The 15,864-nt window shown below is 63.9% G+C and carries 7 protein-coding genes; all 7 read right to left on the reverse strand.

The features are described from left to right. Positions 1–32: 32 nt before the first annotated feature. Positions 33–4,478, reverse strand: a complete 4,446-nt coding sequence (locus tag MTP16_RS04815; RefSeq protein WP_243516386.1) for a DUF6603 domain-containing protein — start codon at positions 4,476–4,478, stop codon at positions 33–35. A 51-nt stretch (positions 4,479–4,529) separates the two neighbouring features. Continuing rightward, positions 4,530–5,717, reverse strand: coding sequence for a ComEC/Rec2 family competence protein (locus MTP16_RS04820; RefSeq protein ID WP_243516387.1), 1,188 nt, complete (start codon positions 5,715–5,717; stop codon positions 4,530–4,532). 34 nt (positions 5,718–5,751) lie between these two features. Next, positions 5,752–8,295: a hypothetical protein gene (locus tag MTP16_RS04825; protein ID WP_243516388.1), complete on the reverse strand. Its 2,544-nt coding sequence runs from the start codon at positions 8,293–8,295 to the stop codon at positions 5,752–5,754. 77 nt (positions 8,296–8,372) lie between these two features. Continuing rightward, positions 8,373–12,512 (reverse strand): hypothetical protein, encoded by a 4,140-nt coding sequence (locus MTP16_RS04830; RefSeq protein ID WP_243516389.1) that lies wholly within the window; start codon positions 12,510–12,512, stop codon positions 8,373–8,375. Between the two features lie 91 nt (positions 12,513–12,603). Continuing rightward, positions 12,604–13,095, reverse strand: a complete 492-nt coding sequence (locus MTP16_RS04835) for a DUF7868 domain-containing protein (RefSeq protein WP_243516390.1) — start codon at positions 13,093–13,095, stop codon at positions 12,604–12,606. Further along, positions 13,092–13,919: a copper chaperone gene (locus MTP16_RS04840; protein ID WP_243516391.1), complete on the reverse strand. Its 828-nt coding sequence runs from the start codon at positions 13,917–13,919 to the stop codon at positions 13,092–13,094. The genes MTP16_RS04835 and MTP16_RS04840 overlap by 4 nt, the downstream gene beginning before the upstream one ends. A 9-nt stretch (positions 13,920–13,928) precedes the next feature. Then, entirely contained in the window at positions 13,929–15,578 is a 1,650-nt protein-coding gene (locus MTP16_RS04845) for a tyrosinase family protein (protein ID WP_243516392.1), read from the reverse strand. Positions 15,579–15,864 lie beyond the last annotated feature (286 nt).

The following is a 15,864-nucleotide window of genomic DNA, read 5'->3' on the forward strand; positions in this document are numbered from 1 at the left end:
AAATGTGGCGAAGGAATTGGGATAGGGCAGAATCAGACCAGCTGCGGGGCAAAGACGAAGGCCTGGGCCAGGGATTGGTCGGGGAAGACGGGAGTGGTGATGCCCAGCTGGCGCAGCAACTCGCTACGTTCGGCCTGCACGGTTTCGAGGTGCTTGCGCAGGTAGTCGCGGCGGTCGGCCTCCTTTTCCGGGACATTGAGCTGCTGCTCGACGGCTGTGGCTTCGGAGCCGGGCACGCTGGCCCACTGCCACAGGGGGCTGGCGGCGGTTTCAAGCTCGAACTCCAGTTTCTTGGAATCGATGAATGCGGTTTGACCGGCGGTCGGCTCCACGGTGCGGATGTCGAAGCCGCACACGGCGCCTTTCACGAGGCGCGGGCCGTTGAGCGCGGGGCTTACCGACTGCCCCCATAGAGCCACCGGCACGCCTTTCGTGGTAGGTGTTACCAATAACTGGCTAGCGCTTATCGGGCGGCCACTGCTGCTGGTAATGGTGACAACAGCCTCGGAGGCAACGGCCGCAGCTGGCAGCCCCATGGGGCCCACGCCCCAGTTGGTGGCTCCGCCGTCGAGCGCCAAGGGGGCGCTCTTGCTGCCGATTTTCAGGCTAGCTTTCTTGAAGGGCACCACTGAATCGAAGCTCAGCACAAACCCTTTGGGACTCAGCACCGGATGGGCGGCCTTATCCTGACCTTCCTTCTTCAGCTCCGGCTTGTTCTCCAAGCCCTGCTTCACGGCCAGGCTGCACACGGCGGCAGGGTCGGGCAGGAAAGACTGGCGGAACTTGGTCCAGGAAATGGGGGCCGGCTGCTGGGGGCCGCCGTTGCCGAAATTGACGGTGAACGAGACAATCCAGAGGTGCACCTCGGCGGTGCCGGCAAACTCGGGACCCCAGATGTGCAGGTCGGCGCCTACGTCTACACTAATATGGTGCGTGCCGAAGAAGTGGTACGTATAAGACACGCCCATGTCGACGTACAGGCGGGCGTCGTAATGGTAAGGCTGCCAGGCCAGGAAGAAGTCGGCACCGGCGTTGAACCAGGCGCGCAGGTTGCCATCTTCCCACACCGCGCTCAGGTGGGTGCCGGCCATCACCATGGAGGGTACCAGGGCAAAGTAGGCGTCGCCTTTGATGCTGAGGCGGCTGCTGAGGGCCCAGTTGAAGCCTAGCTTATCGACCACGGGGTAGTGGGCGGGGCGCTGGTAGCTGGGGTGGTAGCCGCCGAGCGTGACGGCGAAGTCGTCCTTGTGCTCGCCCAGAAACCAAGTGTAGAATGCGAAGCCGCCGGTGAGGTGGCAGTCGTGCGAGAACAGGAACGAGGCCGGGGTGAGCTTGGCTTCCACACTGAGAAAGCCGACAGCGGGCAGGTAGCTGGCCTTGAGGGCCATCTGCACTTCGGCCAGGGGCGGCACCACGCCTTCGGTTTGGGCGGGCAGCACCAGCGTTGACAGGCCCAGCAGGTCGATTTCGAGGCTATTGCCCAGGCTCACGATGAGCAGGGCGAAGGAATCGATGATTTTGAACGTGGTGAAGCGGATGCCCACGGCCAGGAAATACTCCCCCACCGCCGGGGGGATGTACTTATTCAACAGGGTCATCTGAGCCACGATGTTGCCGTCGTCGCTGGTGGGGCCGTTCACGGCGCGGCTCACCAGCGGAAAGTTCTGTATCTGGTCGATGCCCGGGATTTTGAGCGCCCGGTTGAAGCCGAAGCCCGCCGCCAGCCCCGTCACGAAGAAGAACGCCGGGCCGCCCAGGGGCGAATCGAGCACGGCGTAGATGAACATGGAAGGGTGCCCCTGGTAGTCGGCGTAGGAACCGATGGCCGAGAGCGAAAAGCTTTCGGCCTTGATGAGGGCCGCGCCGTTGTAGGCGGTATAAGGTTTGCCGGCGGGGTCGGTTAGCTCCTCACGCAAGAAAGCGCCGCTGATTTCGAAGCCGGCGCCTTTGTAGTCGAGGGCCAGTCCATCGAGCCCGAACGACATTTTGAAAGGGTGTAGCTGCGTGGTGGCCGAAAGCCCCATGAGGGCAATGGTGAGCCCGGCCACCGAAAAGCCGCCATCGAGCAGGAAGGTGAGCTGGCCGCTCTCGTACTTCACCCCCACACGCTCCAACTGCAAGGGTCCGAACGACTTCTGCAGCTTCAGCCAGGTCACTTTATCGGGCGGGGCGGGTGCGCTGCTGGCAGGAGACGCAGGGGGCTTCGGCTGGTCAACCAGCTTGCCTTTGTCCAGGCCAATAGGCAGGGCCAGTGGTATCACGGTGGTGCCCAGGCTTAGCTCAATGTTGAGGGTGAGGCCTTTGGCAAAGGTTTCGGGCAGAGCAATGGCCGAACCCGAAATCAGGGTTTTCAGGGCTGTTATATCACCCGCGGTGAATTCATCGGTGGCGATGCGTGGCTGGAAGGCCAGACGCAGGGCTTCGTCTTTGGGAATGAACTTGCCCACCAGCGGCAGGGCGGTGAGGTCGGCGCCGAAGTCCATGTCGAGGCCCAGTAGCCATTTGGCTTTGGCATCGACGGCGGCTCCTTTGAGGTAGCCGACGAAGGCATCCTTGAGGTTGAACTGCAGGCCCTGGGTGATGCTGAGCAGGTCGGCGTCGGTGGTGAGCAGGGCCAGCAGGTCGCGCACGGCCAGCTCCCGGCCGGCGGTGTTTTCGTAGTCGCCCCAGAAGGCGGTGGTGTCGCCGCCGGTGTTGAAAGCTAGGTCGAACTGCATGCCCAGCAGATTCAAGCGGCCTGCGAAATGCTTGAGGTATTGGCCGTTGACGTGGCTGAGCTGGATGGCCAGGTTGAGGTCGGGCCACTGCGGAGGTTTCACGTTTTCGAGCGGAAACAGCGTTTCGACACTCAGGCTCAGGTCACTGGTTTTGGTGGCGTAGGCCACGGCCAGGCTCTTGAGCTGCATTTCGCTCAGGAACGCCGGAAACTCGACGCCGAAGAAGTGCTCCAGGTCGGCCATCAGGTTGGCCATTTCGAGCACCTGACCCGGCACAGTGCCCCCGGCAAAGGTCCAGCCCTCATCGGCGGCCGGGTGGTCGGCTTTGAGGTAAATAAACTGGTTGTCGAAGCCCAGCACGCCTTCGAAGCGGGCCAGCAGGCCCTGCGCCTTGCCGTAGTCGACGGCCAGCGCCAACTCTTTAATCGCAAACTTGCCCCCGGCCACGGGCAGCTTCCAGTCGCCGTCGAGCTCCACGGCCAGGGCATAGCTGGCGCCGGGCTGAATGCTTACTTCCAGGTCGACGACGCTCAAATCGGGCACGGCCTCGGAAGAGTAGCCGAGTATTTGCGTGAATAGCTCGCGCAGCTGAATCTCGGTTTCGGCTTTCAGCGTGCCCTCGAAGCTCAGGCCGGGGTAGGCCATGTCGAGCTCGATAACGCCGTTTTGCCCCACGCCAATCTGTCCATTCAGGCCAAGGAATAAGTTGTCGCGGCCAAAAGGCGCTTCGATGCCGAACGAAACCTGCACGCCCTTGAGCTCCAGAATGGCTTTGCCGGTGGCATCCTGCGCCAGCACCCACGTGCGCGTGGTGTCCACTTCCAGGCGCACGGCCCGCAGCTTGTTGGTTTCGCTGGGGTTGATTTGCACATTCAGGTCGGACAGCCGCACCGTGTTTTCCAGCTGAAAATCACTGGGCAGCAAGGGTTTCGGACTAAAGCCATTGAGTAGCGAAGCCAGCTCGTCCACGGCCGCATCGACCAAGGCCGTCACGTCGGCATCAAACTGAATGTCGCTGGCCGGGTCGTGGAGCGTGGCGCTGAGCGGCAGGCGATGAATCGTGGTTTGCGGCGTGTGGGTGGCAAACTCCAGCGCCGTGGCAAACTCCAGGTAGGAAATGCTCAGGTAGGACTTGGTGCGGGTGTTGTACTCCGACTCGACGTGCAAGCGCAATTCCAGCGGCTGCGTGGCCAAGAAGCCCAGGGCCACGCCGGCCCCCAGCGGGGCCGCCAGCGTCATGCGAGGCACGTCGTTGGCGTAGGTAATGGGGCCGGCCAGCACCACAGTAGCCAAGCCGGTGGCCAAAAAAGCGTAGCGGGCCAAGCCGCCCTCGCCCGGCTGCAGCGTACCGCTAAACGACAGCCCCGCCGGCTGCTCCCCGGCAGGCGCCGAACGCAGCACCAGCGCCGTGGGCGGCGCAAACTGCAGCTGGGGCAGCAGGCCCGTGGCCAGCGACGGAAAGCTCACCCCCAAGTGCCAATTGGCCTTGGGAGTGCCCGTCACCAGCACGTCGAGCCGGTCGGCGGTCCAGTCGAGTTGCACGGTTACGTCCATGCCCGCGAAGGGCAAGCAGGCCCCCAGCCCCTTGAACTGGGCGCTGGCGTCCGAAATATCCGGCTTGGTGATGCCGGTGATTTTCAGGCGCTGGTCGGGCGTGTTCTGCGTCAGGGTTTGCGCGGCCGGACCGGGGCCCAGGGCCGTGGCGGGCAGGTCGAGCGTGCCGTTCTGGTAACAACCGGCGATGATAGACTTATAATCCATGGGCGGCAGGCAGGAAAGGGGCTAGTGAACGGGACAGAAATAGCCGCTGGTTTAAGCCTCGGCGTCGGTTATCGCATAATCCACGGCGCCAAGGGTGCCCGTGGAAACGATGTCGACCAGCAGCCGCCGCTTGTAGTAGTAGGGTTCGCTTTCGGTGTCGTCCCGCGTCCGCTTTCCACCCGAGCCTTTCGGCACGTAGGTGGTTACCTGAGCCAGATAAGCGTGCACCGCCCGGTCGGCGGCCAACAGCTGGTTGGGAGCTTTCATGTAGCGCTTGATTACTTCGTAACGGGGCAGTTGCAGCCGTTCGCCGCTGTCGATGGAAGCCGTGATGATGATGCGCCGGGGCTTGACATGTCCCACAAAGTCGATGGCATTTATGTTGTCGTCGGGGGAGTCGGCCCACGACGACGAGGTCATGCTGCTGTGGTGCGGCAGCTGCAGCAGCTCCAGATTGGCAATGTTGGCGCCGTAGGTGTCTTTCAAGAACTTTTCCGTGTTGAACGTGGCATCGCCGCAGAGCATGATGCGCTTGCTGCCAAACACAATCAGGGTCACGATGCTGCCCCGGTTCCTGTCGGTCGAATTGTCTTGCACACCGGGGTAGGGCACCACGTTGCTGGCCAGTATAAACACCTCGCAGTTCTTACCACCCGCTTTGGTACCGTCCAGAATTCGCACAAATCCCCGGGTGCCGGCACTCCGGGAACGCACATTCGTGGGCCGGTTGGGCGCCGCGGGCAGCGTGGCAGGCTCTTCGGGAATCGCCACGTTGTTGATGGTGCGAGCAGTCAGGTTGAGGGTGATGTTGTAGTAGTTAGCCACATTCGCCTTTACGCGCAGCCATTTTCCAGCGCCACCCTGGGCGTACTTGGTCAGGTCATTGAAGCTGAAATACACGGCCCCGATGGCCGGACTCTTGACCATCAGGCTGTTTTGCAACTCGCTGCAGTGGTCTTTGTCGGGATGGGTGAGCACCAGGGCATCCAGGCGGTTGTTGGCATGCATGAAGCGGGGCTCGAACAGCATGTTGACCACCGCCTGGCGCAAATCCAGAATCTCGTTCCGGTGTTCTTCCTTTGATTGTTCCGCCCCCGCGTTTCTCTTCGTATCCCAGCGCGAGGTGCCGCAGTCAACCATCAGGGTCTTCCCATTGGGTAGCGAAACCATCGTACAGTCGCCCTGGCCCATGTCGGCGAAGGTGAGGTAGAGGTTGCCGTCTCCGTTCAGTGCTGGCATGGTGCGTGGGGCAAAAAGGTTGCTGATTAACGAATTAAGCCAATTGCGCTTTCGACATTTCCTGCAGCTGCCCGCGCAGCGCCTCCAGGTGCCGCTGCTGCTCCTGCAGCGTTTGGGTTAGCGTGGGCAGCAGCTCCTCGTAGCTGGCCAGCTTCGCGTCCTGGGTTTCGAGGCGGCGTTGCAGTTCCTGCACCTGTTGGGCCAGGGCCTGCGTTGCCGAAACGTTGAGCATGGCCAGGGCCTCGTAGTCCACGGTGCGTACGTCGGCGTGCTCCAGGCCGAAGACGAAAACGGGCTCGGTGGTGTCGGCCAGGCTGTCGGCGCCGCTTACCAGCAGCTCCTGGCTGCCAGCGGCGGCGGGCTCGGCCAGGGTGGCCAGCACTTCGCCTGCGGGGCCCACCAGCCGCAGCCGCTGCCCGGCCGTGGCGGCCTGGGGCAAGCCAGCGGGCAGCGTCACGCGCAGGATTTCGCCGTGGCGCTGCACCTGAACGGCGGGGGCGTAGATGTCGGGCAGGAAGCCGGTGTGCTGGTGCACGGCCTGCGGGAATACCTCCTCCAGCTCCTGGCCGATGACTTTCTTATAGGTCTGGTTTCCAGACTGCGCCCGGTCGCGCATGGTATAGTCGGTGATGCGCAGGCGTTGGAGAAGGACCAAATCGGCGGCGCTGTCGCTGCGGCCCATTACCACTTTGAGGCGGGCATCGGACAATGCATTTACTTCCGGCGCCACCACGCGGCCTTCCGCTTTGATGCTCACATCATAGGTGTTTTTACCTTTGTTTTGCCCGGCGCCGTCATGATTGATGTAGCCATACACATCCGCAGTAAATTTATCTGATGATGCCACGTGCAGGGGCACCCCGGGGCTGGTGGTGCCAATGCCCACCCGGCCGTATTGGTCAATGCGCATCACCTCGCGGCTGATGGCGATGTTGCACCCCCAGGTGTAGAATTTTAGGTTGGCCCCGTTGCCATTTTGTTTGGGCTGCACATCTTTCCCAGCCACAATTTCGGTTTCAATGCCCGCAAACTCCTTGGCATTAAAGCGACCCAGGCGCCAAGTGCCCCGCGAGTCGGGGCTGTGCTGGTCGGCGCCTACGTTGTCGGCATTGCCCACGGGTCCGTTGAAATAGGCCCCGCCCTCGTTCCAGAATTGAATTTTGCGATTGGTACCGCTCGTGCCCGCACCCACAATGTTGAGCGAGGCCCCGCCATCGAAGGTGCCGTAGCCAATCTTACCGGCATTTGCTTCTTTGCCGACTACACCCGCACCAAATTCTACGGCATTGTTCTTGGTGATTTTCACAGCCCCATCCACGTGCAGTTTGGCGGTGGGCTTGATGTCGCCCATGCCCACGTTGCCGTCAGTGGTAAGCACAAACTGGGAAGTAATGGGCCCGTTGGCTGACAGGTATAGGTTGGCAGCGGTGGTGTATAGGCCCACGTCGTTGCCTTTGCTGTAGTTGCGCTTAATGCCGTGATTAGCGTTTCCCAGGTACATGGCCCCGGCCGTGTGGTCGGTTTTGCCAACTGTGATGGCAGCCGAGGCGTCGTCCGTGCGCACATCAAAGGTGGTGGCCGGCCCGGGTGTGCCCACCCCCACTTGGCCGTCGGCCACCACCAGCGGCGACTTTTCCAGCTGTGTCCGCAATTGTCCGTCCCAGTAGCCGGGAATGTTGTCGTAGCGCAGATGCACGGTAGTGAGGCCGGCCGGATGCGCCGTCGACAGCTTGTTCAGCGTCACATCGAGGTAGGCGCCGGGCGCCAGTGGCGGCACCGGAATCATCCATTCCGGCGTTTTGCCCGGCAGCAGCACGGCGTCCACCGGCTGGCCGTCGCGCAGGTAGCGTACCTCAATGGCTTTTACCTGGGCCGCCGTGCCCAGCGCCCATTCCTCGGCCACCGTGCCCACGTCGAACGACAGGTAGAAATTGCTGGCCGGCTCGGTACCGGGCTGAATGGCGTCGGTGGGCGAGGTGTTGCTGATGCGCAGCTTCAGGGGCGAATTGGCCTGGCCGTTGTTGAGCACCTTGCCCGCCCCCACCGCACCCAGGTGCAGCGGAATGGCAGTCTTGCCCACGTGGGTGACGATGTTGAGGTGGGTTTCGCGGAAGCCGCCAATCACGGCGTCGGCGCCGTGCACCTGCAGGTTGGCGTAGCGCAGCAGCACCCGGGTGCCGCGGCTGCCGAGGCGGCCGTCGGGCGCCAGGTGGTTCAGCGTGAAGGTCAGCTTAGCGCCGGGCTCCAGCGTCTGGGCGGGGCCGGTGAGCTGCAGCGAAACGGTGCCGTCGGCGTTTTTCACCTGGCTCATCTTTATCCCCTTCTCGCCGACGGTAATGTCTTTAAGGGTATCCTCATTGAGCACACCCGGCCGGAACACCAGCTCCAACTGGTAAGGCTTGGTGGCCTTTTTAGACGGCGCCAGCAAGTCGAGCGGTTCGCCCGAGGCGTTGGTCAGCTCCAGCGTCAGGGCTTGGCCGCCGGGCGTGCCCAGGATGTAGAGCACGTTCAAAGCCTGCTCGTTGCGCAGCGAGAAGTCGAGCAAGACGGTTTTGCGGGTATCGAGTTGAAGGACCATAAAAGGAAAGTGGGCAGTGACACCGCCGGGCGGCATGAAGGTGATGGTAGCAAGCAGAAAAAGCGCAGCCTAACCAATTAGGCTTCGGCGGGTTCGGGCACGGGGCTCAGGCGCAGCCAGCCCTCCCGAATAACCTGGGGCGCCGCAAACGTGGCCGTGCTGGTCATGGGCTGCAGGTGCTGGCCGTAGGCGTCGAATACCTGGTTAAGCGTATCGGCGGCGGGCAGGCCAGGGCTGGCCGCTGGCCGCTGGTCTTTGGGTACAATGGTGGCCACATCGGGCCGCTTGGCCACGGGCCGGAGCCAACCCGCGGCCAGCAGCGCTTCCCACAGACCGGGAGTGGGCAGCTTTTCTTCCAGCAAAGCCCGCTCGATGACGGCCTCGCGGCACAGCTCGCGCCACTGGGCCGGGGCCGTTTGCTCCAGCCACGACCAGTTGAAGCCGGGCTCGCCGGGCAGGTTGATTTTGGTTTTGCCCTGGTCGCTGAGCAGCGGCGTGACCAAAAACGTGACGGCGATGTTGCGCAGGGCGGGCCCATACTGCGCGGCCGGAATGTCGATGACCTTGGTGGGCAAAATGCCGGAGGTGGCGTGCAGCTTGCCGCGCGGGTCCAGCAGCAGCGTGTAATTCTGGGCCGCGCCCTGCACCCGCACGCTCACGTTCAGCGGCTCACCGCCTTCTTCGTACACCTTTATGCCGGCGGGCAAAGCGCCCGCCTCGGCAAGTGACGTGGCCACGGGGCTGAAGAAAGTGGGCCCCAACTGCCCGTCGGCGGCTTCGGGCCAGTAGCCCAGCAGGCCGTCGTTCAGCTGCCGGTGTTCGCCCAGCCGCACCGGGAATTCGACGAGGTCAAAGTTGTCGGTTTCGGGCTCGGCGCCCTGCAGGGCTTTGATGAAGACGCTCCAGCCCTGATGCTGCGCGGGCTGGCCCAGCAGCTGTAGGTCGAGCGCCGCGCGCACCACCGCCACCGGGCGGCCCATGAGCAAAGCCAGGTCGGGGTGCTGGGCGAAGTTTTCGGGAGCAATGTTTTCCAGTCCACTCTCCAGGGTGTCGATAAACTGCATCAAAAACGACGGGCCGCCTTGGCGCAAGCTGTCCGTTTGTTGGTTGTAGAGCGACTGCGCTACGCGGCGCAGGTGCAGGTTGTCGATGTGGTCGATGGTGACAGGTGCGGGGCTGCCGGGGGCGCTTTGCCAAGGCGCGTCGGGGTTGGGCGAGAGGCTACCCAGGGGTTGGCCGTTGCCGTCGTAGAAGGCGAGGCTGTTGTCTAAGTAATTCGGCAGCAGCCAGCCGCAAATGGGGTTGGTATCGGGGTGGGTGTTGGTTTCCTGGTCGGAATCGCGGGCCGAAAGCCAGCGCAGGTTCAGGCGGGCCGCCTGGCTGAGCCGGGGCGACAGCGCCACCCGGCCCTTGAGGTCGGGGTCGCTCAACGGCTCACTGGCCACTAGCTGGTCCAGGTCGGCCACGTCCTGCACCTGTCCGAAGTTATCGACCAAGCGCAAGCCCCGCAGCTCCAGGTAGCCCGAGCGCAGCGGCACAAAGTCGTTGAGGGCCAATGGGGCGCTGGTGCTTTTGCCAGCGCCGACGGCCCGCACCTGGTCGGTAAAATCTTGGTACTCGGCAAAGCCCAATGGGTCGGCGATTTCCAGCTGCCGGGCCTGCTGCCGCATCAGCAGCGCCTCGTTGAAACCACTCAGCGACTGCGCCAGGCATTGCCATTGCTGCATTTGCTGCTGCGCGCCCAACAGGTTCTGCACCAGTGCAGGCACCGGGCTGGCGGGCTTCGCAGCATACCAAGCCACCAGCTGCTCATAATTAGCCGACCACCACGCATCCAGCTGCGGGACCAGGTCGGGTACATCGGGCGCGGGCAGGGGGCTGAGCGACAGGCCCTGGCCGGGCAGCCAGTCGGCAAACGCAATCAGGTGTTCGCCCAGGTAGCCCGGCTGACGCTCGGCCGGGTCCACCTTGGTAGCATTGTAGAACCGGTTGGGCAGGTCGGTCTGCATCCAGGTTAACAGGAACTGCTGCAGGTCGGCGCCCAGCTTGATGCCGGCGTTGGGTGTGAGGATGGACAGGCCACGGTACACCGTTTCGGTGGGAATGGGCAGGGCCGTAGGCGCGGCCTTGGCTCGCCGCCGGAAGTCCGTTTCGGTTTCGTCGAGTAGGTAGTTTTGGTTGATGAAGTCCGGTGAGTAGCTTCTTTCCTTGTCGGCGAGGTTGCTGGCCTCCCCCATCGGAAACAGCGCCGTTTCCCATTCCAGCAAAAACGGCTGCCACGGGTTTCGGTCCCAACTCGTGGCCACCAACTGCTGAGCCTGGTATAGCTCGCTGGCTTGTTGTTGAAGCGCCAGCAAGCCCTTGGCGTCGAGTTGGTCGGGGTCGAAGCCTTTGGCTTCCAGCGCCGGGCAACGCAGTAGGGCGCGGGGGTCGCGGCCGGCGGCCGGCACGCCCGAGTTGGCCTCGCCGGGCTGCGCCAGGAGCACCACCGGGTCGGTGGGGCGCCAGTAGCGGGGGCCGGCCAGAGGCTTGAGGAAATACTGCTTGTTGGTTTCGCGCAGGCTGGGCTTAGCGTTAGCATCCGCCACCTTGGCCAGCACCGTTTTCAGCTGCTCGCTGAGCTGTGTGGCCAGGTCGTCGGGGTTGCCGGGGGTGGCGCTAGCGCCCAGCAGGTGCCGCTGCTCGTTGCGCTGCACCAGCAACGTGCCCCGGCCGGCGCGTAGCTGCGCCATGGGCGTCAGGTACTGCTGCTCGATGTAGCGCCGGGCCTCGTCCACGTCGGGGTAGGCATCCAGGCTGTCGTGGGGCGGGTAGGCGCACAGCATGTACTTGGTCCAGTCAGCGAACAGGTGGCGCTGCCAGGTTTCCAGGTCCAGGCCAGCCTTTTCGTACTGCCGCTGCAAGGTGTTGAGCAGGTGCAGGTCGGCGGCGTCCACGGCTTCATCGGTCACCAGCTCGTCGCCGTCATCGGGCTGGGCCGAGGTCGAGCGTAGCACCACGGCCCAGTGCGTTTCGCCGCCCAACGCGGCAAAGCCTTTCTCGTGCCGCGCTTCCCGAAACTTGGCTCCCAAGTCCAGTTGGCGATTGCTGAGCGCGGCCGTGAGCTGCACGGCTTCCAGCTGCTCTTCCACCAGCACTTTATCGCCGGGTAGCTGGTCGGCCAGGAAAGCCGACAGGGCCTCCGTGCCGGTGTTGCCCATGGCCACCCGGTAGGCAGCGGCGGGCTGTGGCCTGACTGCGGCCCTCACTTCCAGCCGGGCCGAAAACAGGCTTTGCGTCGGCAGCGTCACATCATCCAGCGAAAAATAGGAACTCGCTTTAACCGCACGCTTCTTGGGAATTTCGAAGGTCACGTCCCAGCTAAACTGCTGTTTGATGGCTGCATGCAGTTGTTCATTTAGCGCCGCCGCAGTGTCGTGCTCAGCCGGCACCTGTGCCACAAAGTCGGCAATGAATTCCGTCAGGCGGTCGTTCGCGGGCCGGGCGTAAAACCCCAGCACCTGGTAGCTCAGGTTGCCGCTGGCGGCCGCGGCTGTATCCACCTCCTGGTCGTAAAAGCCGAAAACTGAGCTGCAGTGCGGGTAAAAAGCAGCAAACGTAGGCTCACCGTAGCCCGTGGCGCCAGCCTGAGGCTCGTAGCCTACGGCGGTAAGGTACTCCAGGCGCTCGCCCGTGAGCGGGGCGTTGCGCTGCCAGTCGGGGCCCAGCTCCTGCACCCGGCCCAGGTAGCGGAAGGGCTGGGCCGTGCTGCGGGGGTTGCCGTCGTAGTAGGGCACGTGGCAGGGCACCGTGCCGGTGGGCGCGTCGGGGCTGAGCCAGTCGCTTTCCACCAGCCAGTTTTTCTCGATTGCCCAGTCCTTGGCGGCCGACTCGCGCCGGTAGCGGGTCACCAGCCAGCGGTCGGGGGCGGCGGGCATGGTGCGCGCGGACTCGGCCGGGGGTGCGGCCGCGGCCTGGGCATCGGTGGTGCCCAAGCTGCGGGTGAGCACGCCGGGCAGGTACCAGTGCAGGTGCAGGCCAGCGGGCAGCACCAGGTTCTGGTCCTGGAAGGGCGGCGTGAGCACCTCTTCGCTGAGGTAGGGCACGTCGGGATTGTAGTCCTGCTGCCCGTCGCTGTAGGGCAGGCGGGTGTAGTCGGCCAGGCCTTCGCGCACCGGCGTAGGATGTTCCAGGAAAAGAGCTTCCAATTGCACCGGCACCAGTAAAACTTTCTTCATCCTGTGGGTAGCAAAATGTATGGCCTGTTCAATTTGGGTACTGCCGTGAGCCCGCGACAACCGCTGGCTCGACGCTTTGCGGTTAGCCTTGCTAATCCGCTTTCATATAATGAAGGCTAATGCGCTCCACCACGAGGCTAGCCGCCTCAGGCAGCGGACGACTGGGCACGATGCTTACGCTAATCTCGGCCCCCAGCGGAGCGGTACCCAGCACGTCAAATAATACCTGGGTGACGTCAATAGACACGTTCAGGCCAGCGCCTTGCTTCTCGTCTTGCCCGGGGCTGAGGCTGGCCATTCGCAGCCCGAACAGCGCCCGACTGCCCGCCAGCAATTGAGCACTGGCGGCCGACGAGCCGAGATACACGTTCAGCACGGCTGCATCGTGGCGGCCCCGGATGTGCTCCAGCACGAGGTACACCCGGTCGCCCGGCTTTTGGCCGGCGGCCAGCAAAGCGGTCAACCGGCGCTGGCCGCCGGCCAGGAGCTTGACGACGGCGCTACTCCCCTCACTCCGGATGACAAGGGGAGCCGCGCTTGCGCCCAGCAAGTTGGGGTCGGTGGTGGGGGTTGCTGCATTCATCGCATCGAAACCAATTCTGTGTGCAAAAAGCGCCGCGGCCCCAGCAGGCGCAGCCGCGCAAAGCCCACGGCCGTTTTGAATCCGCGCCAGCGCCAGGCCGGCTGGCCGGGCGGGTCGAGCCGCTCGCAGTACATGAGCAGGCCCACGGCGGCCATGGCCCAGAGGTGGCCGGAGGGCAGCAACGGCGGTACCAGCATAAGGGCCCAGCACGAGGCCGCGCACCAGCCGCCGTGCTCCAGCCCCAGCCGCAGGGCATCGGCGTCGGCGCGCACCCCGAACGCGGCCAACGCCCGGTGGCGGTGGCCACGGTTGAGGAAGCGCTGCTTCAGCGGCGAGGCCTGCCAGACCAGCGCCAGCAGCACCGCCGCGCCTGCCAGCAGGTAAGGGTTGGCGAACCATCCTTGCACCAGCCGCTGCAGCCCGAGCAGCCCGCTCCCCACCACCAGCCACACCGCTCCGTAGCCGAGCACGAACAAACTCATGGCCCGGGCGCGCCGCCGCGCAAAGCTGCGGCTGTGCACGTGGCAGAGCGGAGCCACAAGGGTGGGCAGCATCATGGCCACCAGCATCAGCGCCCAATTGCCGGCCCAGGCCCAGGTGAGGCCCGGGGAAAGCGGGGTGACAGACGCTAACAGCTCGCCGGACGGAGCGTAGGTGGCGAACGAGGGAACTGGCACCGGCGCCCCGCAGTAAGAAATGGCGAGGTGCTCAGCCCCAGCCTCCTGTCCTGCAAGCACCGGCCAGAGCACGGCCAGCCAGGCACAAAGGCTGAGGCCAAACACCGCGCTGCGGAGCCACGCATATTCCCAAGCAGGGGTTGCCATCGTTCCGTTTTAAAAGGCCTGCCGGTACACGCTGATGCGGCCCACTTGCACCTCTTTGCCCGGGGCGAGGGGCTTGTTGGGCACCAGACGCACACTCAGCTCCGAGGCCGTGAAGTTGTTCGTCAGGTGCAGCTGGTCCACTATCGGGGTGATGTTCAGCGTGAACGTAAGCCCCTCGCCGCCGTGCTTGCCATCGGCCAGACTGGCTAAGCGCAGCCCAAACAGCGCAATGGTGCCCGCAAATACGGCCGGGTCCGTATCCTCCCTGGATTCGACGTACACGTTGAAAATGGTGGCCTCGGAATCGCCCGTGATGTTTTCCAGCTTGAGGAAAACGCGGTCGGGCAAGGCGGGCGTTGAAACTTGCGCGTTGGCCACCGAGTCCGAAAAGGACTTGAGGCGGGCGGCGGATTTGGCCTGCACGCTGGGGTCGAACCGCACGGGCGCGCTGATGCCGGTGCCCTGCACCCGCAGGTTGTTGGCGCTGGCTCCCATCAGCTCGGTGGCCGTGGTCTTGGGTTCGGTGCCCGGTGCGGGGGCCAACGCGGCCGCTGCCTGGGGCGTTGCCCCCAGCTTGAGCAGCCGGGCAGCCACCGGCGAGGGCCCGACGGGCACCGGGGTCAGCTCCTGGTAGGAGTAATTGAGGCTATCGAGCGCCTGCATTTCCGCCGGCGTGTACACCCAGGGCTGGCCGTTGGGTCCGGGCATGGCAAACTGCGGAGTTGGGCCTTGCAGCCAGGCGGGGTCGGTCGGGTTGGCATTGCCGGCGGCGTTCCAGCTGGCCCACATGCGGTCGATGTTGCAGTGGTGCAAGTAGAAGACGGGGTCCAGGCCAGCCGTGTTTGGGTCGCCCATCAGGCCGTACAAAGACTGGCCTTCCGGCCCGTTGGGCTGCCCGCCCACGTAGGCGTGCACCAGGTCGTGGGGGTTGCTTTCCAGGCCGCCGTGGTGAGCGCCGGAGTGCGAAAACGTTGTGGCAGGGCCCCCGAAACCCGGAATTATCTGGCTGCCCGTGCCGGTGTAGGTGTACACGGTATCATTCAGGGAGGTATCCGTCACCTCGCCCATCGAGGGGTTGGGGTCGTTGCTGGCCGGGGTCGGGACGAAGATGTTGTCGTCGCCATTAGGGCCGTAGCGCATCGTGAAAAACAGGGGATTGGGGGTGTTGTCCGGCAGGGTGGGCTGCTTCAGGGCCGGCGGCATGGGAAACTGGCTGCCGTTGTTGCCGAAGTAGTCCCAATAGGGCAATGCCCACGTGGCGGGGCCGCCCTGGTCAACGATGTCTTGCCGGAGCTGGGCTTCCAGCGAAAGCAGGTAGCCGCGGTGCCAGGGCGCAAAGTACCAGGAGCCGTGCTGGCACTGGTTCCAGTACTGCGTCATCACCTCGGCGCTGGGCAGGGGCGTGGTGGCGAAGGCGGGCGGCGCCACAACAGCGCTCCAAGCCGGAAACACCCCGTTGGGCGCGTATTCCTTGTACCAGGCCGTATTGGGGTTGGCGTATTCGCCGTGGATGGCGGCGTAAAACCACCAGCTTTGCGGGTCCGCAATGGGCCGGCTCATCATCCGGCCCACCCCTTTGGCGTACCAAAGCAGGTCTTCGTTGTCAAAGGTGCCCCCGCTGTTCCAGGCGTTGTTGCGGACGTACTGTGCATTTGCCATTTTTCAGGTAGAAAAAAACTGACATGAATGTTTTGCATCGCCCTCAGTGGTAGCATCAGCAAGGGCACAGGTGGGCGTCCACCTGACTCTACAAAGAGAGCAGCTTGTTTACTAAGCCAGTAGCGTAGAAGTACCCGTTTTTAGAAACACGTATTTATACCTGACATGGCAGAAATCGACAGTTGTTTTCCCCTTATGCCTCCGCCTACCGTGCCGGGCACACCAACTGAACATCAGCCTGTTTGATAACCCCGGTGTACGCGACGGGCCACCTTTGGCCCGCATC

This window comes from Hymenobacter monticola, from assembly GCF_022811645.1.
Lineage (GTDB): Bacteria > Bacteroidota > Bacteroidia > Cytophagales > Hymenobacteraceae > Hymenobacter > Hymenobacter monticola.